At 66.3% G+C, this 25,394-nt stretch carries 25 protein-coding genes; 18 read left to right on the top strand and 7 right to left on the bottom strand.

Features of this window, described 5'->3' with window-relative positions; all coding sequences use genetic code 11:
- The first annotated feature begins 77 nt into the window (after window positions 1–77).
- The 5 genes from trmB (at window position 78) to lysM (ending at window position 3,144) form a co-directional block, all read left to right on the top strand.
- The gene (trmB, locus tag CEY08_RS08945; protein ID WP_042795327.1) at window positions 78–902 is read left to right on the top strand and encodes a tRNA (guanosine(46)-N7)-methyltransferase TrmB; all 825 of its coding nucleotides are present in this window, start codon (window positions 78–80) and stop codon (window positions 900–902) included.
- The gene (pip, locus tag CEY08_RS08940) at window positions 902–1,840 is read left to right on the top strand and encodes a prolyl aminopeptidase (protein WP_076817384.1); all 939 of its coding nucleotides are present in this window, start codon (window positions 902–904) and stop codon (window positions 1,838–1,840) included. The genes trmB and pip overlap by 1 nt, the downstream gene beginning before the upstream one ends.
- A gap of 14 nt (window positions 1,841–1,854) precedes the next feature.
- Complete coding sequence (thiS, locus tag CEY08_RS08935) at window positions 1,855–2,055, top strand: sulfur carrier protein ThiS (protein ID WP_042795329.1); 201 nt, start codon at window positions 1,855–1,857, stop codon at window positions 2,053–2,055.
- Window positions 2,056–2,336: 281 nt separating this feature from the next.
- Window positions 2,337–2,654, top strand: coding sequence for a hypothetical protein (locus CEY08_RS08930; RefSeq protein ID WP_042795331.1), 318 nt, complete (start codon window positions 2,337–2,339; stop codon window positions 2,652–2,654).
- A 43-nt stretch (window positions 2,655–2,697) separates the two neighbouring features.
- Window positions 2,698–3,144 (top strand): peptidoglycan-binding protein LysM, encoded by a 447-nt coding sequence (gene lysM / locus CEY08_RS08925; RefSeq protein ID WP_042795332.1) that lies wholly within the window; start codon window positions 2,698–2,700, stop codon window positions 3,142–3,144.
- 368 nt (window positions 3,145–3,512) lie between these two features.
- On the opposite strand, the gene ffh is transcribed toward lysM, so the two are convergent.
- Entirely contained in the window at window positions 3,513–4,919 is a 1,407-nt protein-coding gene (gene ffh, locus CEY08_RS08920; RefSeq protein ID WP_063639456.1) for a signal recognition particle protein, read from the bottom strand.
- Window positions 4,920–5,026: 107 nt separating this feature from the next.
- Between ffh and CEY08_RS08915 the strand changes: the two genes are divergently transcribed.
- From CEY08_RS08915 to CEY08_RS08900, 4 genes are all read left to right on the top strand, one after another.
- Window positions 5,027–5,869, top strand: coding sequence for a cytochrome C assembly family protein (locus CEY08_RS08915; protein ID WP_063639455.1), 843 nt, complete (start codon window positions 5,027–5,029; stop codon window positions 5,867–5,869).
- Window position 5,870: 1 nt separating this feature from the next.
- Window positions 5,871–6,134 carry a PP0621 family protein gene (locus tag CEY08_RS29930; RefSeq protein WP_042795333.1) on the top strand — a complete coding sequence of 88 codons (264 nt, stop codon included), beginning with the start codon at window positions 5,871–5,873 and terminating at the stop codon, window positions 6,132–6,134.
- Between the two features lie 75 nt (window positions 6,135–6,209).
- Window positions 6,210–6,788 carry a 1,6-anhydro-N-acetylmuramyl-L-alanine amidase AmpD gene (gene ampD, locus CEY08_RS08905; protein ID WP_042795334.1) on the top strand — a complete coding sequence of 193 codons (579 nt, stop codon included), beginning with the start codon at window positions 6,210–6,212 and terminating at the stop codon, window positions 6,786–6,788.
- Between the two features lie 17 nt (window positions 6,789–6,805).
- On the top strand, window positions 6,806–7,426 hold the full coding sequence (locus tag CEY08_RS08900) for a glutathione S-transferase family protein (RefSeq protein WP_042795335.1): 621 nt from the start codon (window positions 6,806–6,808) through the stop codon (window positions 7,424–7,426).
- A gap of 23 nt (window positions 7,427–7,449) precedes the next feature.
- Here the strand turns inward: CEY08_RS08900 and CEY08_RS08895 are convergent, their stop codons facing one another.
- Window positions 7,450–8,268 carry an IclR family transcriptional regulator gene (locus CEY08_RS08895; RefSeq protein ID WP_063960801.1) on the bottom strand — a complete coding sequence of 273 codons (819 nt, stop codon included), beginning with the start codon at window positions 8,266–8,268 and terminating at the stop codon, window positions 7,450–7,452.
- A 338-nt stretch (window positions 8,269–8,606) separates the two neighbouring features.
- Between CEY08_RS08895 and CEY08_RS08890 the strand changes: the two genes are divergently transcribed.
- The 4 genes from CEY08_RS08890 to CEY08_RS08875 are packed head-to-tail and all read left to right on the top strand — an operon-like array spanning window position 8,607 to window position 12,769.
- The gene (locus CEY08_RS08890) at window positions 8,607–9,608 is read left to right on the top strand and encodes a 2-dehydro-3-deoxygalactonokinase (RefSeq protein ID WP_042795336.1); all 1,002 of its coding nucleotides are present in this window, start codon (window positions 8,607–8,609) and stop codon (window positions 9,606–9,608) included.
- A gap of 9 nt (window positions 9,609–9,617) precedes the next feature.
- A complete protein-coding gene (locus CEY08_RS08885; protein ID WP_063639453.1) occupies window positions 9,618–10,271 on the top strand; it encodes a 2-dehydro-3-deoxy-6-phosphogalactonate aldolase in 654 nt (217 codons plus the stop codon).
- A complete protein-coding gene (gene dgoD / locus CEY08_RS08880; RefSeq protein WP_063639452.1) occupies window positions 10,268–11,416 on the top strand; it encodes a galactonate dehydratase in 1,149 nt (382 codons plus the stop codon). The genes CEY08_RS08885 and dgoD overlap by 4 nt, the downstream gene beginning before the upstream one ends.
- A 42-nt stretch (window positions 11,417–11,458) precedes the next feature.
- Window positions 11,459–12,769 (top strand): MFS transporter, encoded by a 1,311-nt coding sequence (locus tag CEY08_RS08875; protein ID WP_063639451.1) that lies wholly within the window; start codon window positions 11,459–11,461, stop codon window positions 12,767–12,769.
- Window positions 12,770–12,859: 90 nt separating this feature from the next.
- On the opposite strand, the gene CEY08_RS08870 is transcribed toward CEY08_RS08875, so the two are convergent.
- The 5 genes from CEY08_RS08870 to CEY08_RS08850 all read right to left on the bottom strand — a co-directional run bounded on the left by CEY08_RS08870 (window position 12,860) and on the right by CEY08_RS08850 (window position 18,585).
- Window positions 12,860–14,035 carry an amidohydrolase gene (locus tag CEY08_RS08870; RefSeq protein ID WP_084738653.1) on the bottom strand — a complete coding sequence of 392 codons (1,176 nt, stop codon included), beginning with the start codon at window positions 14,033–14,035 and terminating at the stop codon, window positions 12,860–12,862.
- Window positions 14,036–14,086: 51 nt separating this feature from the next.
- A complete protein-coding gene (locus CEY08_RS08865) occupies window positions 14,087–15,394 on the bottom strand; it encodes an MFS transporter (RefSeq protein ID WP_104653848.1) in 1,308 nt (435 codons plus the stop codon).
- 222 nt (window positions 15,395–15,616) lie between these two features.
- A complete protein-coding gene (locus tag CEY08_RS08860; RefSeq protein WP_076817380.1) occupies window positions 15,617–16,816 on the bottom strand; it encodes an MFS transporter in 1,200 nt (399 codons plus the stop codon).
- A 205-nt stretch (window positions 16,817–17,021) separates the two neighbouring features.
- On the bottom strand, window positions 17,022–17,798 hold the full coding sequence (locus CEY08_RS08855) for an IclR family transcriptional regulator (protein ID WP_042795341.1): 777 nt from the start codon (window positions 17,796–17,798) through the stop codon (window positions 17,022–17,024).
- Window positions 17,785–18,585 (bottom strand): IclR family transcriptional regulator, encoded by an 801-nt coding sequence (locus CEY08_RS08850; RefSeq protein WP_076817378.1) that lies wholly within the window; start codon window positions 18,583–18,585, stop codon window positions 17,785–17,787. The genes CEY08_RS08855 and CEY08_RS08850 overlap by 14 nt, the downstream gene beginning before the upstream one ends.
- A 192-nt stretch (window positions 18,586–18,777) precedes the next feature.
- Between CEY08_RS08850 and CEY08_RS08845 the strand changes: the two genes are divergently transcribed.
- The 5 genes from CEY08_RS08845 to CEY08_RS08825 all read left to right on the top strand — a co-directional run bounded on the left by CEY08_RS08845 (window position 18,778) and on the right by CEY08_RS08825 (window position 25,375).
- Window positions 18,778–19,944, top strand: a complete 1,167-nt coding sequence (locus CEY08_RS08845) for an acyl-CoA dehydrogenase family protein (RefSeq protein ID WP_076817375.1) — start codon at window positions 18,778–18,780, stop codon at window positions 19,942–19,944.
- Window positions 19,945–20,046: 102 nt separating this feature from the next.
- The gene (locus CEY08_RS08840) at window positions 20,047–21,030 is read left to right on the top strand and encodes a Bug family tripartite tricarboxylate transporter substrate binding protein (protein ID WP_063960806.1); all 984 of its coding nucleotides are present in this window, start codon (window positions 20,047–20,049) and stop codon (window positions 21,028–21,030) included.
- 29 nt (window positions 21,031–21,059) lie between these two features.
- Entirely contained in the window at window positions 21,060–22,229 is a 1,170-nt protein-coding gene (locus tag CEY08_RS08835) for an acyl-CoA dehydrogenase family protein (RefSeq protein ID WP_076817373.1), read from the top strand.
- An 18-nt stretch (window positions 22,230–22,247) separates the two neighbouring features.
- Window positions 22,248–23,243 (top strand): acrylyl-CoA reductase family protein, encoded by a 996-nt coding sequence (locus tag CEY08_RS08830; RefSeq protein ID WP_076817371.1) that lies wholly within the window; start codon window positions 22,248–22,250, stop codon window positions 23,241–23,243.
- Between the two features lie 17 nt (window positions 23,244–23,260).
- The gene (locus CEY08_RS08825; protein ID WP_076817369.1) at window positions 23,261–25,375 is read left to right on the top strand and encodes an acetate--CoA ligase family protein; all 2,115 of its coding nucleotides are present in this window, start codon (window positions 23,261–23,263) and stop codon (window positions 25,373–25,375) included.
- Window positions 25,376–25,394 lie beyond the last annotated feature (19 nt).

Raw genomic sequence — 25,394 nt, 5'->3', positions numbered from 1 at the left:
ACGTGAATTAAATATGTCCCCAATTTAGTGCATATGGGCGACAGCGGCGCGCCGGACCTGCCACTACAATTCGGGCTATGAATACGAACACCCCCGAAAACCCCTCCGCGGCCGGTACGGCCCCGGATGCCGCAAGCACCCCCGCAACGCCTGGCGGCGATGCCGCGTCCACCGCCGTTTCCCCGGAAACCCGGGCGGCGCTCGCCAGCACCGCCCACGCTCCCAACAGCCCCGGCGCGACCCATATCCGCAGTTTCGTGCACCGCCGCGGCCACATTACCCAGGGCCAGTTGGCCGCCCTGGAGCGCCTGATGGGCGCCTGGTCCATTCCCTATGCGCCGCGCCGCCTGGATCCCGCCATTGCCTTCGGCCGCCAGGCGCCGACGGTGCTGGAAATCGGCTTCGGCATGGGCGAGACCACCGAGAAGATCGCGTTGGCGCGGCCCGATGACAATTTCCTGGGTGTGGAGGTGTTCAACGCCGGCGTGGGCTCGCTGCTGCGCCGCATTGAAGACTCCAACATCCAGAACCTGCGCATCATCCAGCACGACGCGGTGGAAGTGGTGCGCGACATGATCGCCCCCGACTCCCTGGCCGGTGTGCATATCTACTTCCCGGATCCATGGCCCAAGAAGCGCCACCACAAGCGCCGCCTGATCCAGCCCGCCTTCATCTCGCTGTTGGCCAGTCGCATCGCGCCGGGCGGGTACATCCATTGCGCCACCGACTGGGAAGACTATGCGGTGCAGATGCTGGAAGTGCTGGGCAACGAGCCGCAGCTTGCGAATACCGCGGACGGTTATGCGCCGCGCCCCGATTACCGCCCCCTGACCAAATTCGAGAACCGCGGCCTGCGCCTGGGCCACGGTGTCTGGGACCTGATCTTCAAGCGAGTCGCCTGATGCTATATCCGCCCATCGAACCCTACCGCCAAGGCACGCTGGACACTGGCGACGGCCACCAGATCTACTGGGAACTCTGCGGCAATCCGCAGGGCAAACCCGCTGTGTTCCTGCACGGCGGTCCCGGCAGCGGCTGCTCGCCCGTGCATCGCCAGCTGTTCGATCCGCAGCGCTACAACGTGCTGTTGTTCGATCAACGCGGCTGCGGCCGTTCGCAACCCCACGCCAGCCTGGAGAACAACACGACCTGGGATCTGGTGTCCGACATCGAGCGTCTGCGCACCGAAGTCATGAGCGCGGAAAAGTGGCTGGTGTTCGGTGGTTCCTGGGGTTCGACGCTGGCGCTGGCCTATGCGGAAACGCATGTGTCTCACGTCAGCGAGCTGGTGCTGCGCGGCATTTTCGGCCTGCGCCACGCAGAGATCCAGTGGTTCTATCAGGAAGGCGCGTCGTGGCTGTTTCCCGACCGCTGGGAAGAATATCTGGCGCCGATCCCGGAGAACGAACGCGGTGACCTGGTTGCGGCCTATCACAAGCGCCTGACCGGCGACGATCCTGCCGAGCAGCTGCGCGCAGCCAAGGCCTGGAGCAAGTGGGAAGATAGCACCATCACGCTGTTGCCCAGCCCGCGCCATCAGCAAAGCCACGCCGCCGACCGCGCCGCGCTGGCTTTTGCCCGCATCGAAAACCACTACTTCGTGAATCGCGGCTTCATGGAAGAAGGCCAACTGATCCGCGACGCGCACAAGCTGCGCGGCATTCCCGGCACCATCGTGCAGGGCCGCTATGACGTCTGCACGCCCGCGCGCACGGCCTGGGACCTGCACCGCGCGTGGCCCGAAGCGGACTTCCACCTGGTGCCCGACGCGGGACACGCATTTGATGAACCCGGCACGTTGGCGCGGCTGATCGCCGCCACCGACGGCTATGCGCGATAACTGAGGAGACCTGCATGCACATCACCCTGAACGGAGACGCACGGGAGTTTCCCCTGGACACGACCGTGAACGAACTGCTGGAAACCCTGGGTTATGCCGGCAAGCGCGTGGCCGTGGAGCGCAACGGCGAAATCGTGCCCAAGAGCCAGCACGCGCAAACCGCGCTGACCGATGGCGACCAGATCGAAATCGTGGTGGCCGTGGGCGGAGGCTGATAGTCGCGCCGCACTCGAACGCTGCATAGACAAGGGCCGCTGCAATAGCGGCCCTTGTCGCATGTAGCCGCGCGCCGGATGCGGTTTAGACCCTCTGCCGCGCATTCCCTACAAACTGACCAGCATTCTTGCGTAGTCTGCCAACGGGCTAGCAACCTGTTACACGTTAACCCCTCGTCGTGCGGCGAATGTGCGAGTCATAATCGTTCCTGCTGGTTTCGTACGCTTGTCTTGCAGTTGTTCTAGCGTTGCACATCGCCCTCGCGGGCAGAGGAGGCATCATGAACACCGCAGTCATCATTAACCTGCTCATCCAGCTTGTCGCCGGCGCCGCCGGAGGCAACGGCTTGGGGAAGATGCTCCAGCAGTTCAACCTGGGTCCGTTGGGAAATACCATCGCAGGGGCCATCGGCGGCCTTGCAGGCGGTTCCTGGCTAGCCCCGATGATCACCGCGGGAGCTGGCGCGGTTGCAGCGAGCAATACGGGACTGGATCTTTCCGCGATCGCCAGCAGCGTGGTTGGCGGCGGCGTCGGTGGCGCCGTGCTCACCTTGATCGCCGGCATCGTGCGCAAAATGTTCATGGGCCAAAAGCCCTGATGGCACTTGTTTCTCTCACCGCAACATAGACAAAGGAAACACTATGGGTCTGCTCAATTTCATCAAGGACGTTGGAGAAAAGCTCTTCGGCGCCAGCGAGGCCAAGGCCGCGACGGCGGACGAATTGAAGAAAGAGCTGGATAAGCACGGCCTGAATGCCGACGGCCTGCAGATCTCGGTCGACGGCGACAAGGTCACGGTGGCGGGCGAGGCCCTCAGTACGGAAGCCGCGGAGAAGATCACTCTGGCGCTGGGCAACACCGTGGGCGTGGCCCAGGTGGACAATCAATTGAAGGTGAAACAGGCTACGCCGGAAGCCAAGATGTACACGGTGCAGAAGGGCGACAACCTCTGGAAGATTGCCGAAGCGCAATACGGCAAGGGCCAGGGCGCCAAGAACACCCTGATCTTCGAAGCCAACAAGCCCATGCTGACCAGTCCCGACAAGATCTATCCGGGCCAGGTGCTGCGCATCCCGCCCCTGTCCTGATCGCCCTCGGAACTCGGACAGGCCGGAAGGCACCCATGCGCTTTCCGGCTTGCATCGCGGCAGGCGCCCCCTGCTAGCCGCGATTACTTGGCCAGACGCAACGTCTGGCCATTTTTTTCAGTCCGTCGGAGCGCTTGTTTAGTCCCCGCTAGAACGGCCGGCCCGTCGCCGGGCCGCCCCCAAGGCGGGCCAGCCCCCTCGGGGGGCAGCAAGCGCGCAACGCGCGCGCAGCGTGGGGGCAGGAACGCACGCAGTGCGCGCGCCGTGGGGGGCCCCTTTTCCCGCCGGGCCGTCCCAAGGGAAAAGCGCCCCCCTCGGGGGGGCAGGAAGCGAACGCAGTGCGCGCGCCGTGGGGGGGCCTCTCTACATCACTTCATGCCGAAACGGCCCAGGCCCTTCATGCCGCCCATCGCGCGCATCATCTTGGCCATGCCGCCCTTCTTCATCTGCTTCATCATGCCCTGCATCTGCTCGAACTGCGCGAGCAGGCGGTTGACCTCTTGCACCGGCACGCCGGAACCGGCGGCGATGCGGCGCTTGCGCGAGGCTTTGATGAGTTCGGGCTTGGCGCGTTCAGCGGCGGTCATGGAATTCAGGATGCCTTCCGTGCGGCGCAGCTGCTTTTCAGCCTGGCCGCCCTGCAACTGGCCGGCTGCCTGCTGGAATTGGGCCGGCAGCTTTTCAAGCAGCGAACCCATGTCGCCCAGCTTCTTCACCTGGCCCAACTGGTCCCGGAAATCATTCAGGTCGAACTTGTTGCCCGACTTGATCTTCGCGGCCAGCTTCTGGGCTTCGGCGATATCGATGTTCTTCTGCGCCTGCTCGACCAGCGAGACGATATCGCCCATGCCCAGCACGCGCTGCGCCATGCGTTCCGGGTAGAAGGGCTCCAGGCCGTCCAGCTTTTCCGAGACGCCGACGAACTTCAGGGGCTTGCCCGTGACGTGGCGCACCGACAGGGCCGCGCCGCCGCGAGCGTCGCCGTCCAGCTTGGTCAGCACCACGCCGGTCAGGGGCAGCGCTTCGGCAAAGGCGCGCGCGGTGTTGACCGCGTCCTGGCCCTGCATGGCATCGACCACGAATAGCGTTTCCACCGGCTTGACCAGGTCATGCAGCGCGCGGATTTCGCGCATCATGGCCTCGTCGATGCCCAGGCGGCCGGCCGTGTCCAGGATCAGCACGTCATAGTGATGGCGGCGCGCGTGGTCCACCGCGTTGCGGGCGATGTCCTCGGGCTTCTGGCTGGGATCGGTGGGCAGGAAGTCCACGCCCACCTGCGCCGCGACGCTCTTCAGCTGGTCGATAGCGGCCGGACGGTACACGTCGGCGGACACCACCAGCACTTTCTTCTTGCCGGTCTTGCGGCCGTGCTGCGTGTGCTGGCCTTCGGAGAGCCAGCGCGCCAGCTTGCCGGTGGTGGTGGTCTTGCCGGCGCCCTGCAGGCCTGCCATCAGGATGACAGCGGGCGGCTGCACCGCCAGCGACAGTTCGCTGGAGTCGGCCCCCAGGTCCCCGCCCATCAGGGCGGTCAGTTCCTTGTGGACGACGCCCACCAGGGCCTGGCCGGGGCTGAGGCTGCTGGCGACTTCTTCGCCCAGCGCTTTTTCCTTCACACGCGCGACGAACTCGCGCACGACGGGCAGCGCCACGTCGGCTTCCAGCAGCGCCATGCGCACTTCGCGCAGCATCTCCTGGGTATTGGCCTCGGTAAGGCGGGCTTCCCCGCGCAGCGTCTTGACGACGCGCGACAGGCGTTGAGTTAGGTTATCGAGCATGAGAGGCGTTTCCGCTTAAACTAGTTGATTGAACGGTGGCCGCAGGCGCGGATTCTGCGCTTTCGGGCGGCATGCGCCCTAAAGGCCCCATCCAGACAACGGTTTCTATGTCACTAGGCATTGTATTTCACACGGCGGCTGCCTTGGCGTACGCGGTGCTCGGGGGGTCGCTCTGGATCCGCCTGGCCGGCGCCGGCGGCGTGGAACAGACGGGGAAAGTCGCCCGCCTGTGCCTGCTGGGGGCCCTGGTCCTCCATGGAATCGGGCTGCAACAATCGATGCTGGCGACCCAGCACCTGTTCATCGGCTGGGCGCTGGCCCTGTCCGCGGCCATCTGGCTGGGCATGGTGGTTTTCTGGCTGGAAAGCCTGCTGGTGCGCATAGATGGCCTGCAATTGCTGCTGCTGCCCGCAGCCACCCTGGCCAGCGGCCTGGCCGCGCTCTTCCCGCAGGGGCAGTTCGTGCCGCACGCCAACGACGCCTGGCTGCGCGTCCACCTGCTGATCGCGCTGGCGGCCTACGGGCTGATCACCATCGCGGCGCTGCACGCCATGATGATGGCGCTGCTGGACCGCCACCTGCACCGCCCGCTGGACGCCCCCGCCGAACGCAGCATCATCGGCCGCGTGCTGGACTCCCAGCCGCCCCTGCTGGTGCAGGAACAGCTGCTGTTCCGCATCATCTGGATCGGCTTCATCGTGCTGACCCTGGCCGTGGGAACGGGCTCGGTGGCCTCCATGAAACTGACGGGCAAGATCCTGCCGTTCGACCACAAGACCGTGTTCACCCTGCTGTCATGGCTGACCTTCGGGGTGCTGCTGGCGGGCCGCCACATCTGGGGCTGGCGCGGCCGCGTCGCCCTGCGCTGGACGCTGACGGGTTTCGGGTTCCTGATTCTGGCCTACACCGGCAGCCGGTTCGTGCTGGAAATGATTCTGCATCGAGGTTGACGTGGGCAAGTTGCTGTTCTGGATTGTTCTCATCATCCTGGTGCTGTTCGTGGCCCGCCTGGCCGGACGGATGGCGGCAGCGCGGCAAGCCGGCGCGCAGGGCGCCAAAAAGGCCCGGACCGACGCGCGCGGACCCAAGCCGCTGGAGTCCATGGTGCGCTGCGCCCACTGCGGCATCCACCTGCCCCGCTCCGAGGCCTTGCTGCAGAACGGCCAGACCTGGTGCAGCGCGGAGCATGCCCGCCTGGGCCCCGCCAAGCGCTGATCCGCCCGCCCATTAGAGGCTTGCCGCCTTGCACGGCATAATGCGTGTTGGAAATCACACGCATGCACTCATCCCATGGCCTTGCTTCTGGATCGTCATGGCTGGCTGGCGCCGGCCCCGGGTATCACGCTCATGCCCTCCCCCAACCGCGACGCGCGCCCCGCCGGCGCGCAGGTGTCGCTGCTGGTGCTGCACAACATCAGCCTGCCGCCGGGGCAGTTCGGCGGCCCTGAAGTCGCCGGATTGTTCCTGAACACGCTGGATTACGGTTCGCACCCCTGGCTGGAACGGCTGCGCGGCCTGCGCGTGTCAGCGCACTTCTTCATCCGCCGCGACGGCAGCATTGTCCAGTTCGTCTCCACCGACGACCGCGCCTGGCACGCAGGCGTGTCGCGCTACGCGGGCCGCGAACGCTGCAATGACTTCTCCATAGGCATCGAGCTCGAAGGCACGGACACGCTGCCCTACGCCGACGCGCAGTACCTGGCACTGCGCAAGCTGACGCCGGTGCTGCGCGCGCGCTATCCCCTGGCGGCCGCCTGGGGCCATGAACACATTGCGCCCGGACGCAAGACCGACCCCGGGCCCGCTTTCAACTGGACGCGCTTTTCGCGCGACAGCGGCTTTGCGCGGCGGCAATTGCCGCCCGTCTGACACTACAAGGACTGGTTATGTTGAAGATCTGGGGACGCCTGACGTCCGTCAACGTTCAGAAAGTCATGCTGGCGGTGCGCGAGCTGGCCTTGCCGCATACCTTCACGCAGGCCGGCGGCCCGTTCGGTGTGGTCGATACGCCTGAATTCGCCAAACTGAATCCCAACCGCACGGTGCCCGTCATCGACGACGGCGGCTTCGTCCTGTGGGAATCGAATGCCATCGTCCGCTACCTGGCCGCGCGCTACGGCGTGGGCAGCCTGTGGCCGGAGGATGCGTGCATGCGCGCGGATGCCGACCGCTGGATGGACTGGCAAGCCACCGAATGGCAAGGCGCGATGGGGCCGGCCTTTCTGGGCCTGATCCGCACGCCCGAAGACAAGCGCGACAAGGCCGCCATCGACAATTCGGTGAAACGCTCCAATGCGCGCGCCCTGATCCTGGACCAGGCCTTGCAGGGCCGCGAGTTCATCGCCGGCCGCCACCTGACCATGGGCGACATCGCCCTGGTGTGTTCCGCCCACCGCTGGCTGGCCCTGCCGATCGAACGTCCCGATACGCCAGCGCTGTCGGCGTGGTACCGGCGCGTCATGATGCGTCCGGCCCCACAGGGCGTCTTGACGCTGCCGCTGGAATAAGGCGCAAGCGCAGGGCCGCGGCCTTAGCCGCGGTCCACCTTCCACCCCAGTTCCGCTGAAATCCCCGCAGCCGCGCCCTGGACCACGGCGACCATGTCGCGCATGCGTTCCAGCGACATATAAGGCACCGTGCTGGATACGCTGATCGCCGCCACGATACCGCTGGAGGCGTCGCGCACCGGCGCCGCCACGCAGCGGATGGACGGCTCGTTGTCTTCAAGATCGAACGCGTACCCGTTGGCGGCATAGTCGCGCATGCGGTCGCGGAACGCCTCCCAGGTCTGGCTGCCGCCCGGCGCGCGCGACGACACGGGCGCGCCTATGCGGTACAGCGCCTTCCATTGCGGCTCTTCAGTGTCCAGCAGCAGCGCCTTGCCCACGCCGGTGGCGGCCAGCGGCATGCGGTGCCCCACCCGCGAACGCATCTCCAGCCCCTTCTTGCCGGGAATCTTTTCCAGGTACAGCACTTCGTCGTTGTCGCGCACGGCCAAGTGGATGGTGTCGCCCGTCTGTTCCGCCAGGCTGTCCAGATAGGGACGCGCGAGCGTAGCCATGGGAAAGGCCTCGCGCGCCTGGAAGCCTAGTTCGATCAACTTGGGCCCCAGCACATACCCCACCCCAGGCAAAGCCCGCAGATAGCGTTCCTGCACCAGGCAGCTGGCCAGCCGATGCGTGGTGCTGCGCGCCACGCCGATGCGGGCGCAGATTTCCTTCAGGTCGCGCGCGCCTCCCGCCACCGCTTGCACCACCGCCAGGCCGCGCATCAGCGTCTGTGTGCCCGCAGGGGCGGCGGCGTCGGGATCCAGGGTGGGAGAACGGTCGGAAGTTTGTGAAAAGGTCATGAAAGCGGGCGCGGCAACTAAGAAAGTAAATGCAAGCATAACCGCCGCGATCGCAACGGGATGCTGGGAAAAGGCGCATTTTCCAGACGATTCCCTTCCTGGACAGGCTGGAGAGAGCCGTCTGCGAGCGCGCCGTTTATTCCCTGTATGTGGGATTTAATTCTATATTTTGAGATTTTTCAAGCGCTGATCTAGAATTTTTCGCATTGCCTGGCGCGCGCGCCTCCCGCGCACGCCAGGTCTCAGACAACAAGGCTCGCAAGTCCCTTTACCCGCCAAGCACCGCCCCTGGCGCCCCCTGGCAACCGGACTTGCGGCCAGAGACGAGACAGATTCTGATGACTACCGGATCTCCCGCCCGCGCGGCACTTATCGCGCTGGACTGGGGCACTTCCTCGCTGCGCGCCTACCGGCTGGACGCCACCGGCCGCACGCTGGATACGCGCCACCTGCCCTGGGGCATCATGCGCCTGCCGCAGCCGCTGCAAGACGGCGCCGCCACCACGGCGCTGTCGGGCTTCGAATTGGCCTTTGAACAGGCTTGCGGCGACTGGCTGCGGGCCGAACCGGCGTTGCCGGTGATCGCCTGCGGCATGGTCGGAAGCGCCCAGGGCTGGAAGGAAGCCGCTTACCTGGACGTACCCGTCGACCTGCAGCGCATCGGCACGCTGCTGACCAAGGTCGAACGCGCCGGCGGCCCTGCGCTGCATATCGTTCCCGGCCTGATCCAGCGCCATGGCCTTCCCAACGTCATTCGTGGCGAGGAAACCCAGGTCGTCGGCGTGATGGCCGACCAGAGCGCGCGCAGCGCCGACAGCGTGTTGATCGGCCTGCCCGGCACGCATTCCAAATGGGTCAGCGCGCGCCGGGGCCGCGTCACGCACTTCGACACGTTCATGACCGGCGAGGTCTACGCCGCGTTGCGCAGCCACACCATCCTGGGCCGGACCATGGCGGATGCCGCCACTGCCGACATGGCCGCATTCGAGCGCGGCCTGAAAGTCGCCGGGGCGCCCGCCGGCCGCGCAGGCGTGTTGTCCACCATCTTCAGCACGCGCGCGCTCGGCCTAACCGGCGAACTGGCGCCCGAATCGCAGGCCGACTATCTGTCGGGCCTGCTCATCGGCCATGAAATCGCGGCGCTGGCGGACATGCTGCAGCAGCAGGGCGAACTGCCCCGCATCGTGCTTTGCGGCGACGCCGCGCTGTGCCGGCGCTACACGCAGGCCATGCAGCACTACGGCCTGGGCACGCCCGAACAGGCGCAAAACGCCACCGAACGCGGCCTGTGGCATCTGGCCGTCTGCGCCGGGCTGGTCGCCTGGCCCTCCACGGAATAGGAATCGAACATGAACCACCCTGGTCTGCAAACCGCCATGGCCCACTGCGGCCTGATCGCCATCCTGCGCGGCATCACGCCCGCCGAGGCCGAATCCATCGGCCTGGAGCTTTACGCGGCCGGCTTTCGCCTGATCGAGGTGCCGCTGAACTCGCCCGACCCGCTGGACAGCATCCGCGCCATGCGCGCGGCCCTGCCCACGGACTGCCTGATCGGCGCGGGCACCGTGCTGGACCCCGACGATTGCGCCCGCGTCCAGCAGGCCGGCGGCGAACTCATCGTCATGCCCCACAGCGATGCCGCGGTGATCCGCCGCGCCAAGCAGTTGGGCATGGCGTCCTGCCCCGGCGTCGCCACCCCGACGGAGGCCTTCGCGGCACTGGCCGCTGGCGCCGACGTGCTGAAGATGTTCCCGGCCGAGCAGCTCGGCCCCGCCGTGCTCAAGGCCTGGCGCGCCGTCATGCGCCCGCCCATCGCGCTGGCTCCCGTGGGCGGCATAACGCCCGACAACATCGCCATTTACGCCCAGGCGGGCGCCAGCGGCTTCGGCCTGGGGTCCGCCTTGTACAAACCCGGCCTGTCGGCCGCCGCTGTCGGCCAGAACGCGCGCGCATTCATCGCGGCCTGGCAACGCGCCTATCCCGCCCAGGAGACCCAAGCATGAAGATCACCAAGCTCACCACCTACATCGTGCCGCCGCGGTGGTGCTTCCTGAAGATTGAGACGGACGCGGGCATCGTCGGCTGGGGCGAGCCCGTTGTCGAGGGCCGCGCGCATTCCGTCGCGGCCGCCGTCGAAGAACTATCCGACTACCTGATCGGCAAAGACCCCCGCAATATCGAAGACCACTGGACGGTGCTATACCGCGGCGGCTTCTACCGCGGCGGCGCCATCCACATGAGCGCCCTGGCCGGCATCGACCAGGCCCTGTGGGATATCAAGGGCAAACACCTGGGCGTGCCCGTGTCGCAACTGCTGGGCGGCAATGTGCGCGACCGCATCCGCGTGTATTCGTGGATCGGCGGAGACCGGCCGGCCGACACGGCCGCGGCCGCCAAGAGCGCCGTGGAGCGCGGCTTTACCGCCGTGAAGATGAATGGCACCGAAGAATTGCAATACATCGACTCCTTCGACAAAGTCGAAAAGTGCCTGGAAAACGTGGCCGCCGTGCGCGACGCCGTCGGACCCAACGTGGGCATAGGCGTGGACTTCCATGGACGTGTGCACAAGCCCATGGCCAAGGTGCTGATGAAGGAGCTGGACCCGTACAAGCTCATGTTCATCGAAGAGCCCGTGCTTAGCGAGCACTACGAAGCGCTGAAGGAACTGGCGCCGCTGACCTCCACGCCGATCGCGCTGGGCGAACGCCTGTTCTCTCGCTGGGACTTCAAGCGGGTGCTGTCCGAAGGCTATGTGGACATCATCCAGCCCGATCCTTCGCATGCGGGCGGCATCACCGAAACGCGCAAGATCGCCGCCATGGCCGAAGCCTACGACGTGGCGCTGGCCCTGCACTGCCCGCTGGGTCCGATCGCGCTGGCCACTTGCCTGCAGATCGACGCCGGTTGCTACAACGCCTTTATCCAGGAACAGAGCCTGGGCATCCACTACAACGCCGCCAACGACCTGCTGGACTACGTCAGCAATCGTGAAGTCTTCGCCTACCAAGACGGCATGGTGGCCATTCCGCAGGGGCCGGGCCTGGGTATCGAGGTGAACGAGGAATACGTGAAGGAACGCGCCGCGGTGGGGCATCGCTGGCGCAACCCCGTCTGGCGTCACGCCGACGGCAGCTTCGCCGAATGGTAAGCCGCTGACGCGCAGCCAATAAAGAGAAAGAGGAGACTTCCCTTGTCTACAGCCACCCATGCCGGCCTGCAGGGCGCCCAGCGCCCCACGCGCAGCCGGTACCTCATCATGGTGATGCTGTTCATCACCGTCGTCATCAACTACCTGGACCGCAGCAACCTGTCCATCGCCGCGCCGGCCCTCAAGGACGAGTTCGGCCTGGACACCGTGCACGAAGGCCTGATCCTGTCGGCCTTCGGCTGGACCTACGCCGCCATGCAGATTCCCGGCGGCTGGCTGGTGGACCGCGTGTCGCCGCGCGTGCTGTACGCGGCCGCGCTGATCCTGTGGTCGGCGGCCACGTTCTTCATGGGCTTCGCCGGCAGCTTCGTCATTCTGTTCGTGCTGCGCCTGGCCGTGGGCGCGCTGGAGGCCCCGGCGTATCCGATCAACAACCGCGTCGTCACCACCTGGTTTCCTGAACGCGAACGCGCCACGGCCATTGGCTTCTACACCTCCGGCCAGTTCGTCGGCCTGGCGTTCCTGACGCCGGTGCTGGCCTGGCTGCAGCACCACTACGGCTGGCACATGGTGTTCGTCAGTACCGGCCTGTTGGGCATCGTGTGGGGCGTGCTGTGGTTCATGATCTACCGCGAACCGCGCCAGTTCAAGGGCGCCAACGCGGCGGAAATCGAGCTGATCCAGAAAGGCGGCGGCGTGGTCGACCTGGACCGCAGCGTCAAGGAAAAGAAGGCTCCGTTCAATTGGAACGACCTGGGCCTGGTCATGACCAAGCGCAAGCTGTGGGGCGTGTACCTGGGCCAGTTCTGCCTGACTTCCACGCTGTGGTTCTTCCTGACCTGGTTTCCCACCTATCTGGTCAAGTACCGCGGCATGGATTTCATCAAATCCGGCTTCCTGGCGTCGGTGCCGTTCCTGGCGGCGTTCATCGGCGTGCTCTGCTCGGGCGTGCTGTCCGACTTCCTGATTCGCCGCGGCGCCACCGTGGGCCTGGCCCGCAAGCTGCCCATCATCCTGGGCCTGTTGATTTCCACGTCTATGATCGGCGCGAACTTCACCGACTCCACGCCCTGGGTGATCTTCTTCCTGGCCCTGGCCTTCTTTGGCAACGGACTGGCGTCGATCACGTGGTCGCTGGTGTCCACGCTGGCGCCCGTGCGCCTGCTGGGCCTGACGGGCGGCGTGTTCAACTTCGTCGGCAACCTGTCGTCGATCTGCACCCCCATCGTGATCGGCTTCCTGGTCACCAAGGAGAGCTTCGCCCCGGCCATCGTGTACGTGTCGTCGCTGGCCTTGCTGGGCGCGCTGTCGTACATCCTGCTGGTGGGCAAGGTGGAGCGGATCGACGCCTGATCCTGCCTCTACACTGCAACCGGACATGGGCACCCCTTGCGGGTGCCCTGTTTTTTTCGGGGCCGGATGGCAGCCCGGCGAGGTACTTTCCTAACGCAGCAGCGTTTGCGCCAGGTGCACCCAAAAGCTTCCGCCCACCAGGATCAGATCGTCATTGAAATCGTAGTGCGCGTTGTGCAGCGGCGCCCCCTCGCCCGCTCCGATATTGATGTAGCAGGCCGGCACCCGCTGAGCCATGAACGCGAAGTCGTCCGCCGCCATGATCGGGGGATGATCCACGACGCTGTCCGCGCCGAAGTGCCGTTGCGCGACCTCGCGGGCATTCTGTACGGGCTCTTCGGCGTTCACCAGTACGGGGTAGCGGGCCGATGCCGCCTGCACTTGGGCGGTGGTGCCGAAGCAGGAGGCCTGGGACTGAACGATATCCTGGATACGCGCCATGATCAGGCTGCGCTGTGCCTCGTCGTACGCCCTGACCGACAGCTTCATTTCTACCTGCCCGGGGATCACATTGAACGCGCCATCCGCGTGAATGCTGGTCACGCTGACCACGGCGCAATCGTAAGGACTGATGTTGCGCGACACGATAGTCTGCAACGCCTGGATGATGGCGGCCGAAACGACGATGGGATCATGCGTGAAATGCGGCGAAGCGGCGTGGCCGCCCTTCCCGTGGACCGTCACGATCAGGCTATCCACCGACGCCATGATCGGCCCGGCGCCAATTGCCATTTGTCCGAATTTCAACGTGGGCGTCGGATAGTTGTGCAGAGCGTAGACCGCGTCGCATGGCGCTTGATCGAACAGCCCGTCTTCAACCATGGCCAGTGCGCCCGCGCCGCCCTCTTCGGCCGGCTGGAAGATCACATTCAACGTGCCGGAGAAGTTTCGGGTTGCAGCCAGTTCCCGGGCCGCGGCCAACAGCATCACGGTATGTCCGTCATGTCCGCAAGCGTGCATCACCCCCTGGTTCACGCTGGCGTGGGCATGCTCGCCAGCTTCACGGATAGGGAGCGCGTCAAGATCGGCCCGCAAGCCGATGGATCGTTTGCCGTCCCCGGCCCGCAATGTTCCGACGACTCCTGTTCCACCCACGCCGCGCCGGACCTGGTAACCCCAACGCTCCAGAAAATCCGCCACGATGCCGCTGGTGCGCTGCTCTTGGTAACCCAGCTCCGGGTGCCGATGGATATCGTGGCGGATGCGCTTCATCTCATCGAACGACTCCAGCAATCCGGGAACCACGCCCTGATACGCCTTGCTCATTTCTTCGATTCCTTTCCTGGATGCCTGGTAAATGTGTTCAAGGTTTGGCGTTCAGTCATCGCGCCGCTCTTTGAACAGGCATGTCGCTACCAGGCTGATTGCCAGCATTCCTATTACGTACCACGCGGGCGCCATGGTGTTGCCCGTTATCTTCAGCAACCACGTGACCACCACCTGCGCCGATCCTCCGAAGATCGTCACGCCAAACGCATAAATCATCGACATGCCGGTCGCCCGGGAAGCTCGGGGCAAGGCCTCGATGATAAGCATGGTGCTGGTCAGCATATTGATGCCAAGCGCGACGATGAGCAGCATGCGGAACACAACAGCGAGCCACAGATAGCCAGGTATCTCCAGGATATGGAAGGTGGGGTAAGTCAAGAACATGCCGGCCACGATGGACAGGATCATGGCTTTTTTGGTGTTCCTGAAACGATCCACGTATCTGCCGGTGAAATAGACCGATACCACCTGCACGGCTGCAGCAAGGCAGCTGAACAGGTAAGCCGTGGGCGCCGCGATGTGATGCGTCTGCATCATGTACGTCGGCATGTAGAACAGCACGATATAAACCATCACCGTGCCGGACATGATCATCAGGATTCCGAGGACCAGATCGCGCGTGTGGTTCGACAGCACTGCCCGCACCGGCGGCTGTTCCTCGGCGGCGCTCTGTTCGCCGACATAGGTTTCTTCGATGTGGCGCCGGATGTAGACGCCGACGGGCACAATCAACAAACCCAGGATGAAGGGCACGCGCCAGCCCCATGAATAGAGCGCCTGCTCGGACAAGACGGCCGTCAGCAGCAAGCCCATCGACGCGCCCAGCAAAGCGGCAATGCCCTGGCTGATCGATTGCCAGCTGACGAAGAACCCGCGCTGATTGGCCCCCGCGGACTCCAGCAGCAGCGTCGTCGCAGCCCCGACCTCGCCACCCGCTGCGAAGCCCTGCAGCAGCCGTCCCACGACAATCAATGCCGGCGCCAGGACGCCAATCTGGGCATAGGTTGGCGAAAACGCGATCAGGGCGGTGCCCACGCCCATCAGCACAATGGTGGCCAGCATCGCGGCCTTTCGTCCCTTCCGGTCCGCATAGGCGCCCAGTATCATGCTGCCCAGCGGCCGCATGACAAAGCCAACGCCAAACACCGCCACCGCCATCAATAGCGAGCCGTAAGCCGATTCGCTGGGAAAGTACAGCTTGCCAATGATCGTGGCAAAAAAGCTGTAGACCGTAAAGTCGAAGATCTCCAGCCCGTTTCCAAGGCTGGCGCCGAGGATTACCCGGCGATTGCCGGTCTTTTCAACAGGGACTTCCTCAGTATTCCGCACTGCTGCTACCGCCGCTACTCGCTCCACGATTTCCCTTCATTCTGATTATTCCTGGCGCAACGGGTTCAGCGTCAATCGTCTGAAGACGATCTGCGGCCATCATCGCGTCTACTATTGCCATGCCCACATCTTGTATATACAAGCATAGACACGACATTAGTAGTGACGCAACCTAGGGAAACCCCGCTCAGAACACGAAAGAGGGAAATGCTGGCTCGACGTCAATGACGCGCCAGCGCATCGAACTGATCAGCAACCCTGCATCGCCAGCTTGCGGCGACGCGCATTGCCAGCACGCTGCAGCAACACCAGCGCCAGGCCAGCGGCGGCGATGACCGCTCCAGCCACGGGCACGGCGTCATAGCCCAGGCCAGCGGAGATCACCGCACCACCCGCGGCCGCCCCCACGGCATTGCCCAGGTTGAAGGCGCCGACGTTCACGGAGGACGCCAGGCCCGGCGCATCCTTGGCCGCGCGCATCACGCCCATCTGCAGCGGCGGCACCACCGCAAAGGTCGCCACGCCAAAAATCAGCAGCGACACCGCTGCCCCGACCGGGGTGGAGGCCACCCAGGGGAATGCCAGCAGATCGACGATGACCAGCACCAGGAAGGCGATCAGGGTGCCGTCCAGCGAGCGATCCGCCATGCGGCCGCCCACGCCATTGCCTACGGTAAAGCCCAGGCCCACCAGCACCAGCATGCCGGTAATGAACGCCGGAGACGCGCCGGTAATGTCGGCCAACGTCGGCGCGATGTAGGTGTAGAGCGTAAACATCGCGCCCGCGCCCAACACCGTGGTCAGCAAGGCCATGAGCACGACCGGGCTCTTGAGCACTGCCAGTTCGTGGCCCACGTTTGGACGACGTCCCGCTTCGCCCGCGGGCAAGGCCCGCCACAGCGCCAGCATCGCGATCAGGCCCAGGCCGGCGGTGGCGACAAACGACATGCGCCATCCGATCACCTGTCCCAGCCAGGTGGCGGCCGGCACCCCGCCCACATTGGCGATGGTCAGGCCCATGAACATCGTCGCCACGGCGCTTGCCTGCTTATGGCGCGGCACCACGCTGGCCGCGACCAACGACCCCAGGCCAAAGAAGGCGCCGTGGTTCAGGCTGGTGACCAGACGGGCCAGCAACAAGGTGGCGTAGTTCGGCGACAGCGCGGACAACAGGTTGCCGATGGTAAAGATGGCCATCAACAGAATCAGGGCCTTGCGCTTGGACCAGCGCGAGAAGGCCAGGGTCATGACGGGCGCGCCCACCATCACGCCGACGGCGTAGGCGCTGATCAGCATGCCGGCGCTGGGAATGGACACGTCCACCCCTTCGGCGATGACGGGCAACAAGCCCATGGGAGAAAACTCGGTCACGCCGATGCCGAAAGCACCGACGGCGAGCGCCAACAATGGCAGGCCGGCCTTCACCGGCTGGGAGTCCTGGGGATGCATAGGGTTTCCTTGGGTTCGATTGCGCCGACCGGGGAGTCTCTGGTGCGGGCCGGCGCGGAGGGCCGGGGCGCGGGAAAGCCCGATCGGAAGGCAGGCGTCCAGTATGCCGCCCCCATCCTTGCCGAAAAAGGCAGAAAACAGCGAAACACTTTTGACTTGGAGTCACGAATTTCGGATGCGGCCCCAAAAATTCCGACCTATGGAATCAGACCAGTCCTAGCAGCCTCTCCGTCTCCCTGGCCAGGGCGACCAGGCGCGGGCCGATGTCGCCGGCGCGCTCCCGATAGGGGCCATCTTCCGCCGGCACGCCGCAATTAAAGACGTACAGCAGCGACTGGTACGGCCGGCCCAGCGGCGCGGCAAAACCGTAGGCGTCCGGGCGCCACTCCAGGTTATTGCCGCAATAGCCCTTGCGCTCCAGATCGCGGCGCGCTGCCGCCAGACTGGGAAAATGCGTCTCGTAATGCCGGGCATCGGCCACGCGCAGCTGATTCAGCACCGCGGCCCGCTCTTCGTCCGCCACCCGCGCCAGCCACGCCTTGCCCGCGGCGCTGGACAGCAGCGGCAGCGACGCGCCGATATCGGGCCGCGTCTGCAAGGCTTCGTTGGAGCGGGCGGTTTCCACATACACCATCTGCAGGCGGTCGCGCACCACCAGCGACACGGCGCCGCGCGCGTGGTCAGCCAGCTGTTTCATCAGCGGCCGCGCCAGTTGCCGGATCTGCATGCTGGCCAGCAAGGGATAGCTCAGCGCCAGCACCGACGCGCCCAGGCGGTAGCGAGCGGGCTCGCCTTCGCGTTGCAAGAAGCCCAATTCCACCAAGGTGTGCGTCAAGCGCGCGACGGCGCTGCGCGACAACCCGGTCTGTTGCGCGAAATCCTTGTTGGCCAGCACCGGCCTGTCGGCCCGGAAGCACGCCAGGATATCGATGCCGCTTGCCAATGTGGTGGTGAATTCCCGGTCCGGGTCACGCGTCGTCATTCTGGCGCTCCAAGATTTTTTCCACCCGCGCCACCAGCATGAGCAGGCGAGGCGCGATGCGACCGCGCAAATCGCCCGCGCGCAGCCGCGTCACCGGCACGCCGCAGTTGAACACCAGCGTCTGGCCGTCAACGCGCGTGCGCATGGGCACCGCCACCGCATGTACGTCCGAGTGCCAGTCGCCCTGCCCCACGCAGTAGCCATGTTCGGCATAGTCGCGCTGCGCCTGCTCCCAATCGGGCGCATGGCGCCGCCAGACCGCCGGGTCCTGGCGCCGCAGTGCCGCCAGCAGCGGTTCGGCCTCGTCGGCCGGCGCCTGGGCCAGCCAGGCGCGCCCCATGGCCGAGGGCAGCAGCGGCAGCAAGGCGCCAATATCCGGGCGGAATGACACCGCATCGTGGCCCCGGCAAGTTTCCACGTACACCATGTTCAAACCGTGATGCATGCCCAGCGACGCCGATCCGCCCGCGGCATCGGCCAGGCGCTTCATCAATGGACGCGCCAACTGCCGGACTTTGATGCTGGCCAGGAGCGGATAGCTCAACGACAACACGGCCGTGCCCAGGCGATAGCGGCGCAGGCCGGCGTCATAGCGCAGCAGGCCGCGTTGCATCAGCGTGGTGGTCAGCCGGGAAATCGTGGCTTTGGACAGGCCGGTGCGGTCCGCCAGTTCGCGGTTGCTGAGCGCCGGCTCGCCGTGCCGGAAAGCCTGCAGCACCGACAGGCCATGCGCCAGCGTGGTGGCGAAGGCGGGGTCGGCATGGCGCTCGCCTGGGCGGGTGGTCATGGTGGAGGTCCTGAGTCCGGGGCGCGCGGATATGCGCTTGTACTGCTGCCGATCATAGAGCAGCGGCCACGATGCCAGCGCGCGCGATGTTCAAGATATCAAAACACTTGTCTCAAATCCCGCGCCCTTTTGCTAGCCTGGATTCAACACGACGCGGCACCGCCCAGCGTCCGGATAAAACGGAGACTCACCATGATCAGGGACCCAGACGGTTTCCCGGCTTTCCTCGAATCGCTGCGCCGCTATGTGCGCGAACAACTGGTGCCGCGCGAAGCGGAGGTGGCCCGTCTGGACGAGGTGCCGCAGGACCTGGTTGCCAGCATGGCCGCGCAGGGACTGTTCGGCTATTCCATCCCCGAGCAATATGGCGGGGCGGGCATGACGACCGAAGAGCTGATCCTGGCCGCCATGGAACTGTCGCAATGCTCGGTGGCGTTTCGGGCCCGCGTCGGCACCAACACCGGCATCGGTTCCGAAGCGCTGGTAGCCGACGGCACCGATGCGCAGAAGGCCCATTACCTGCCCCGGCTGGCGTCCGGCGAATTGACCGGCTGCTTCGCGCTGACCGAGCCGCAGGCGGGCTCGGATGCCACGGCCCTGCGCACCACCGCCGTGCGCGACGGCGACCACTACGTATTGAACGGCGAGAAGTGCTTCATCACCAATGCGCCGCTCGCGGGCTTGTTCACGGTCATGGCCCGGACCGATCCCCAAGCGCCCGGCGCCAAAGGCATCACGGCCTTCATCGTGGAACGCGGCACGCGAGGCCTGTCGACCGGGCAGCCTTACGACAAGATGGGCCAGGCGGGTTCGCCCGTGTCCGCCGTGCATTTCCAGGACTGCCGCGTGCCCGCCGCCAACATCATCGGCGGACAGGAGGGCCTGGGATTCAAGACAGCCATGAAAGTGCTGAACAAGCAGCGCATCCATCTGGCCGCGCTGTGCATCGGCCCCGCCATCCGCATGCTGGACGATACGCTGCGCTTCGTGGCGGAGCGACAGCAGTTCGGCAAGCCGCTGATGGATTTCCAGCTGATCCAGGCCATGCTGGCCGACTGCCAGACGGAGATCCAGGCCGCCCGCGCGCTGGTGCTGCAAACAGCCCGCGAACGCGATGCTGGCGTGGATGTCACGCTGAACGCCTCGATCTGCAAATACTTCGCGTCGGAGATGTGCGGCCGGGTGGCGGACCGCTGCGTGCAGATGCATGGCGGCTACGGCTACATCGCCGACTACGGCATTGAACGCTTCTATCGCGATGTGCGCCTGTTCCGCCTGTACGAAGGCACCAGCCAGATCCATCAACTGACCATCGCCCGCCACACGCTGACCCAGGCGGGCTACGCGCCCGGCCGCTAGGGTCGGCCCACGACCCGCGTCCGTGTAAACAGGCCTCAAGGCCATCCCGGGACCGCAGCCGCAAGAAGCCGGCGGCCCGTCAAACCAAAGGAGACTTCCATCATGCTGAACAAGCACCTGCCGAAGTGGATCGGCGCCCTGGCCGCCGCTTTCGCCTGCGCCGCCCTGCCCCCGCAAGCCGCGGCCGCGTACCCCGACAAGCCCGTGAGGCTGATCGTGCCGTTCGCCCCTGGCGGCTCCACCGATATCCTGGGCCGCCTGCTGGCCGAAGCCTTGCATCCCATACTGGGCCAGCCGGTCATCGTTGAAAACAAGCCTGGGGCCGGCGGGAATATCGGAGGCGACTTCGTGGCCCGTTCCGCCCCCGACGGGTACACGCTGCTGCTGGCGGCGGCGGGCCCCACCGTCATCAATCCCAGCCTCTACGCCAACATGCCGTTCAACCCGGCGAAGGACCTGGCGCCCATCACCTGCCTGGAGCGCGAGCACAACCTGATGGTGGTGACGAAGTCCATGCCGGTGAAGACGTTGCAGGAGTTCCTGCAATATGCGCGCAACAACCCCGGCAAGCTGTCGTTCGGGTCTCCAGGCAACGGCTCGCCCGCGCAGTTGGCCGGCGAACTGCTCAAGCAGCAGACAGGCATCCAGGCCGAGCATGTGCCGTACAAGGGCACCGGCCCCGCCATCACGGACCTGGTTGCCGGCCATATCGACTTCATGATCGACAACATGCCGGCGCTGCTGCCGCAGGTCAAGGCGGGCGGCCTGCGCGCGCTGGCGGTGCCCAGCGACCAGCGCGCCACGGCCGCGCCCGATATTCCTACCTTTGACGAGGCCGGCCAGAAAGGCTTCGTGGTGATGGCCTGGAAAGGCCTGATGGCGCCAGCGGGCACCGACCCGGCGGTCATCGAACGCCTGCACGCGGCCGTGGTCAAGGCGCTGCAAGACCCGCAGCTGCGCGCCCGCTTCCAGGAACTGGGCGCCGAACCGCTGGCCAGCACGCCGGCCGAATTCGCCAAGCAGATCGCCGACGAAACCGCCTGGTGGGCCAAGCTGGTGCAATCCACCGGCGCTCGCATCCAGTAAGCCCATTGCAGGGAATCGAGGAATAAGCCATGCAGTCCAAGCAAGAACTCAACGGCGGCGACGCCCTGCAAGACCTGTGCGCGCGTGTGCGGCGCTTCGTGGAAGAGGTGGCCATGCCCGCCGAGTCTGCCGCCATCGCCCGCGACGTCGCCGCGCTGGACCATTGCGTTGCCCGCCTGCGCGTCCAGGCCCGCGAGGCCGGCCTGTATGCGCCGCAGCTGCCCAGGGAATGGGGCGGCTTGGGCCTGGGCTGGCGCGACCTGGCCCAGGTACTGGAAGAAGCGGGGCGCAGCTTCCTGGGGCCTGCCGCCCTGAACTGCGCCGCGCCCGACCAACCCAACATGCTGACGTTGCTGCGCCTGGGCACCCCCGCCCAGCTGGAGCGCTATCTTGGGCCACTGGTGCGCGGCGAACGGCGCGCCTGCTTTGCCATGACCGAGCCTGCTCCCGGCGCCGGGTCCGATCCGTCCATGCTGCGCACCCATGCGGAACGGCGTGGCGCGCGCTGGGTGTTGAACGGACACAAACAGTTCATCAGCGGCGGCGTGGGCGCGGATTTCGCGCTGGTTCTGGCGCGCACCGATACCGGCGCCACGCTGTTCCTGGTGCCCGCCGACACCCCGGGCTACCGGGTCATGCGCGACATCGGCATGGTGACGGGCTACCAGATCGGCGGCCACGCCGAGATCCTGCTGCAGGACTGCGAGGTCGGCGACGAGGCCGTGCTGGGCGAACCTGGCCGCGGCCTGGAGTATGCGCAATTGCGGCTGGAGCCAGCCCGCCTGTCCCATTGCATGCGCTATATCGGCCGCGCGCGGCGCGCGCTGGAAACCGCGCAAGCCTATGTCATGCAGCGCGAGTCCTTCGGTTCCCGTCTGGCGGACCTGCAGCAGATCCAGGCCATGGTCGCGGACTCGCACATCGACCTGCACGCCGCCCGCCTGATGACGCTGGACTGCGCCGACCGCATGGACGCGGGCCTGTCGGTGAAGCAACACAGCGCCATGGCCAAGGTCTTCGTGTCCGAAGCCGTGAACCGCGTGGCCGACCGCGCCGTCCAGATGATGGGCGCGTCGGGCCTGTCCGACGACACGCCCGTCGCCATGGTCTGGCAGGAAATGCGCCCCTTCCGCATTTACGACGGCGCCAACGAACTGCACCGCGCCACGCTGGCGCGCCGGCTGCTGGCGCAAGCCTGAGCCTCAACGGAGACAAGCATGGAGAATCCCGAATTCCAGGCCTACCGACTGCACGCAGGCGCGGCTGGTGAACCGCCGCAAGGCCGTTACGACACCTTGACGCCGGACCAGCTGTCCGCGGGCGACACGCTCATCAAGGTCGCCTATGCGGGCCTGAACTACAAGGACGCGCTGGCGCAGGCCGGGCGCGGCGGCATCATCCGCGAGTATCCGCGCATTGGCGGCATCGACCTGTCGGGCACGGTGGTGCGTTCGGCCGATCCGTCGCTCGCGCCCGGCCAAGAGGTCGTCGTTCACGGGTTTGGCATCGGCGTGGACTGCGACGGCGGCTATGCCGAATATGCGCGGGTGCGGCATGACTGGGCGCTGCCGCTGCCCGCCGGCATCGGGCTGCGCGACGCCGCCGTGCTGGGCGCGGCCGGTTACACGGCCGCGCTGTCCTTGCACTGGATGGAGCATTGCGGGCTGACGCCCGCGCAAGGCGAGGTACTGGTCACCGGCGCCACCGGCGGCGTTGCCGGCATCGCCATCGACATCCTCAGCCAGCGCGGCTATCGCGTCTGCGCCATGTCCGGCAAGCCGGATGCGCAAAACTATCTGCGTGCCCTGGGCGCGCAGGAGGTGATCGCCCCGCCCGATCTGGCGGCCGGGATCAAGCCGCTGCTGAGCGCGCGCTGGGCCGGCGTGGTGGACTCCGTGGGCGGCCATCTGCTGGCCCACGCGCTCGCCAGCCTGAAGCCGGATGGCGTGGCCGCTTCCTTCGGCAATGCGGGCGGCGCGGAACTGCCGACCTCGGTCATTCCCTTTATCTTGCGCGGCGTAAAGCTGCTGGGCATCAACGCCAACAGTCCCATGCCGCTGCGGCGCCAGGTGTGGAACAAGCTTGCCACCGAATACCGTCCCTCGCGCCTGGACCTGATCGCCCGCGTCATCGAACCCCGCGAACTGCCGCAGGCGCTGGCCGCCATGCTCGAACGCGGCAGCACCGGCCGCAGCGTCGTGCGCTTCTCTTGATTGATCCCTGCCACACCATGACTCAGCTTCCTGATCCTTCGTTGTCCCGCCTCTTCGACCCGCAAGGCATCGCCATCGTGGGTGCCTCTGCTACACCGGGCAAGATCGGCGCGATGCCCATCACCTTGCTGCTACAGCATGGCTACAGCGGCCGCATCATTCCGGTCAACCCGCGCGCGGACATCATCGCCGGCCTGCCGGCCCTGCCGGGCCTGGACGCGCTGGACGATGCAGTGGACCTGGCCATCCTGGCCGTGCCTGCCGCGCACGCCGCGCAAGCGCTGGAACGCGCCCGGCCGGGGCAAGTCGGCGCGGCCGTGGTGTTCACGTCCGGCTTCTCCGAGACCGGCTCGGACGGCGCCGCGCAGCAGGAGCGGCTTTGCGCCATCGCGCGCGAACGCGGCATACGGCTGCTGGGCCCGAACTGCCTGGGCTTCATGAATGTGCGGCGCAACGTCTACGCCACCTTCTCGCCCGCTCCCGCCAACGGCGTGGTTGCACCCGGCGGCATCGGCATGGTGTCCCAGAGCGGCGCGTTCGGCGCCTATGCCTACAGCATGGCACGCGAGCGCGGCCTGGGCCTGTCGCACTGGATCAGCACCGGCAACGAGGCCGACATCGACGTCGCCGACTGCATTGAATGGCTGGCACGCGATACCGATACCCGCGTCATCATGGCCTATATGGAAGGCTGCCGCGATGGCGCCAAGTTGCGCCGTGCCCTGGCGGCGGCGCGCAACGCGGACAAGCCCGTGGTCGTCACCAAGATCGGCCGCACCCAGGCCGGCGCGCAGGCAGCAGCCTCGCACACCGCCGCGCTGGCCGGCGACGACGCCGTGTACGACGCGCTCTTCCGCCAGTACGGCGCCCTGCGCGCGCGCACCATCGAGGAATTCTTCAACCTGGGCTACGCGCTGGACACATGGAAGCGGCCGCCACAGGGCCGGCGACTGGGGATCTTCACCATCTCGGGCGGCGTGGGCGCGCTGATGGCCGACGAGGCCGCCGACACCGGACTGGCGCTGCCCGAGCCCGCTGCCGACGCCCAGGCCAGGTTGCTGCAACGCGTGCCCTTCGCCAGCGGCCGCAACCCGGTCGACGTCACCGGACAGGCCGTGTCCGAACCCGGGCTGCTGCTGGCCACCGCCGACGACATGCTGGCAGACGGCCGCTACGACGCCCTGGCGGTCTTCCTGGCCGCTGCGGGATCGTCCGAAGCCTTGTGGCCCACTTTCGAAGCCTTTGCGCGGCAGATGCAGGCCCGCCATCCCGGCGTGCCGCTGGCGATCAGCGCATTGTTCCCGCCCGCGCGCCGCCGCGAACTGGAACGTCTGGGGTGCCTGGTGTTCCCCGACCCCAGCGCCGCCATCCGCACGATAGGCGCGGTGGCAGGCCTGGGTTCAGGCCCGGCCCCCGGCGTGGTTGAAGCGAGCCCCGCAACAGCGGACGCGGGCGCCCTGCCGCTGCTGGACGCCTACAACGAAGTCCAGGCCATGGAACTGTTGCGCCAGGCCGGCCTGCCCGCGTCTCCCTGCGTACTGGCCGGCGACGCCGACGCTGCAGTACGAGCCGCCGCCAGCCTGGGCGCTGCCTGCGTGCTTAAAGTGGTTTCGCCCGACATCACGCACAAGAGCGACGTAGGCGGCGTGAAGCTCAACGTGCAGGGCGATGACGCCCTGCGCAGCGCCTACGCCGACATCCTGGCCGCGGTGCGCCAGCACCGGCCCGACGCCCGCATCGACGGTGTCCTCGTGGCGCCCATGGCGCCCAAGGGCGTGGAATGCATCGCCGGCGTGCATTGCGATCCGGTATTCGGACCGGTGGTGATGTTCGGGTTGGGAGGAGTATTCGTCGAGGTGCTCAAGGACGTGAGCTTCCGCCTTGCGCCCTTCGGCCGCGACGACGCCCTGGCAATGATCCGCGAAATCAAGGGCTATGCGCTGCTGCAAGGCGCGCGCGGCGCGCCCCCGTGCGACATCGGCGCGCTGGCCGAGGCATTGGCGGCGCTGTCCCGCTTTGCCCATGCCCGGCGGGCAGACTTCAGCTCGGTGGAAATCAATCCCTTGCTGGCGCTGCCCGAAGGACAGGGAGTGGTGGCGTTGGATGCGGTGGTGATACGGGCCGACGCCTAAGGCTGCCAGCCCCAACGTA

The organism is Achromobacter insolitus (genome assembly GCF_002209555.1).
Classification (GTDB): Bacteria; Pseudomonadota; Gammaproteobacteria; order Burkholderiales; family Burkholderiaceae_B; genus Achromobacter; species Achromobacter insolitus.
This window is presented reverse-complemented; position numbering and strand designations above follow the sequence as displayed.

Coding starts and splice junctions, on each gene's coding strand:
- trmB (WP_042795327.1), top strand. CDS start 78: ATGAATACGAACACCCCCGAAAACCCCTCCGCGGCCGGTACGGCCCCG.
- pip (WP_076817384.1), top strand. CDS start 902: ATGCTATATCCGCCCATCGAACCCTACCGCCAAGGCACGCTGGACACT.
- thiS (WP_042795329.1), top strand. CDS start 1,855: ATGCACATCACCCTGAACGGAGACGCACGGGAGTTTCCCCTGGACACG.
- CEY08_RS08930 (WP_042795331.1), top strand. CDS start 2,337: ATGAACACCGCAGTCATCATTAACCTGCTCATCCAGCTTGTCGCCGGC.
- lysM (WP_042795332.1), top strand. CDS start 2,698: ATGGGTCTGCTCAATTTCATCAAGGACGTTGGAGAAAAGCTCTTCGGC.
- ffh (WP_063639456.1), bottom strand. CDS start 4,919: ATGCTCGATAACCTAACTCAACGCCTGTCGCGCGTCGTCAAGACGCTG.
- CEY08_RS08915 (WP_063639455.1), top strand. CDS start 5,027: ATGTCACTAGGCATTGTATTTCACACGGCGGCTGCCTTGGCGTACGCG.
- ampD (WP_042795334.1), top strand. CDS start 6,210: ATGGCCTTGCTTCTGGATCGTCATGGCTGGCTGGCGCCGGCCCCGGGT.
- CEY08_RS08900 (WP_042795335.1), top strand. CDS start 6,806: ATGTTGAAGATCTGGGGACGCCTGACGTCCGTCAACGTTCAGAAAGTC.
- CEY08_RS08895 (WP_063960801.1), bottom strand. CDS start 8,268: ATGACCTTTTCACAAACTTCCGACCGTTCTCCCACCCTGGATCCCGAC.
- CEY08_RS08890 (WP_042795336.1), top strand. CDS start 8,607: ATGACTACCGGATCTCCCGCCCGCGCGGCACTTATCGCGCTGGACTGG.
- CEY08_RS08885 (WP_063639453.1), top strand. CDS start 9,618: ATGAACCACCCTGGTCTGCAAACCGCCATGGCCCACTGCGGCCTGATC.
- dgoD (WP_063639452.1), top strand. CDS start 10,268: ATGAAGATCACCAAGCTCACCACCTACATCGTGCCGCCGCGGTGGTGC.
- CEY08_RS08870 (WP_084738653.1), bottom strand. CDS start 14,035: ATGAGCAAGGCGTATCAGGGCGTGGTTCCCGGATTGCTGGAGTCGTTC.
- CEY08_RS08860 (WP_076817380.1), bottom strand. CDS start 16,816: ATGCATCCCCAGGACTCCCAGCCGGTGAAGGCCGGCCTGCCATTGTTG.
- CEY08_RS08855 (WP_042795341.1), bottom strand. CDS start 17,798: ATGACGACGCGTGACCCGGACCGGGAATTCACCACCACATTGGCAAGC.
- CEY08_RS08850 (WP_076817378.1), bottom strand. CDS start 18,585: ATGACCACCCGCCCAGGCGAGCGCCATGCCGACCCCGCCTTCGCCACC.
- CEY08_RS08845 (WP_076817375.1), top strand. CDS start 18,778: ATGATCAGGGACCCAGACGGTTTCCCGGCTTTCCTCGAATCGCTGCGC.
- CEY08_RS08840 (WP_063960806.1), top strand. CDS start 20,047: ATGCTGAACAAGCACCTGCCGAAGTGGATCGGCGCCCTGGCCGCCGCT.
- CEY08_RS08835 (WP_076817373.1), top strand. CDS start 21,060: ATGCAGTCCAAGCAAGAACTCAACGGCGGCGACGCCCTGCAAGACCTG.
- CEY08_RS08830 (WP_076817371.1), top strand. CDS start 22,248: ATGGAGAATCCCGAATTCCAGGCCTACCGACTGCACGCAGGCGCGGCT.
- CEY08_RS08825 (WP_076817369.1), top strand. CDS start 23,261: ATGACTCAGCTTCCTGATCCTTCGTTGTCCCGCCTCTTCGACCCGCAA.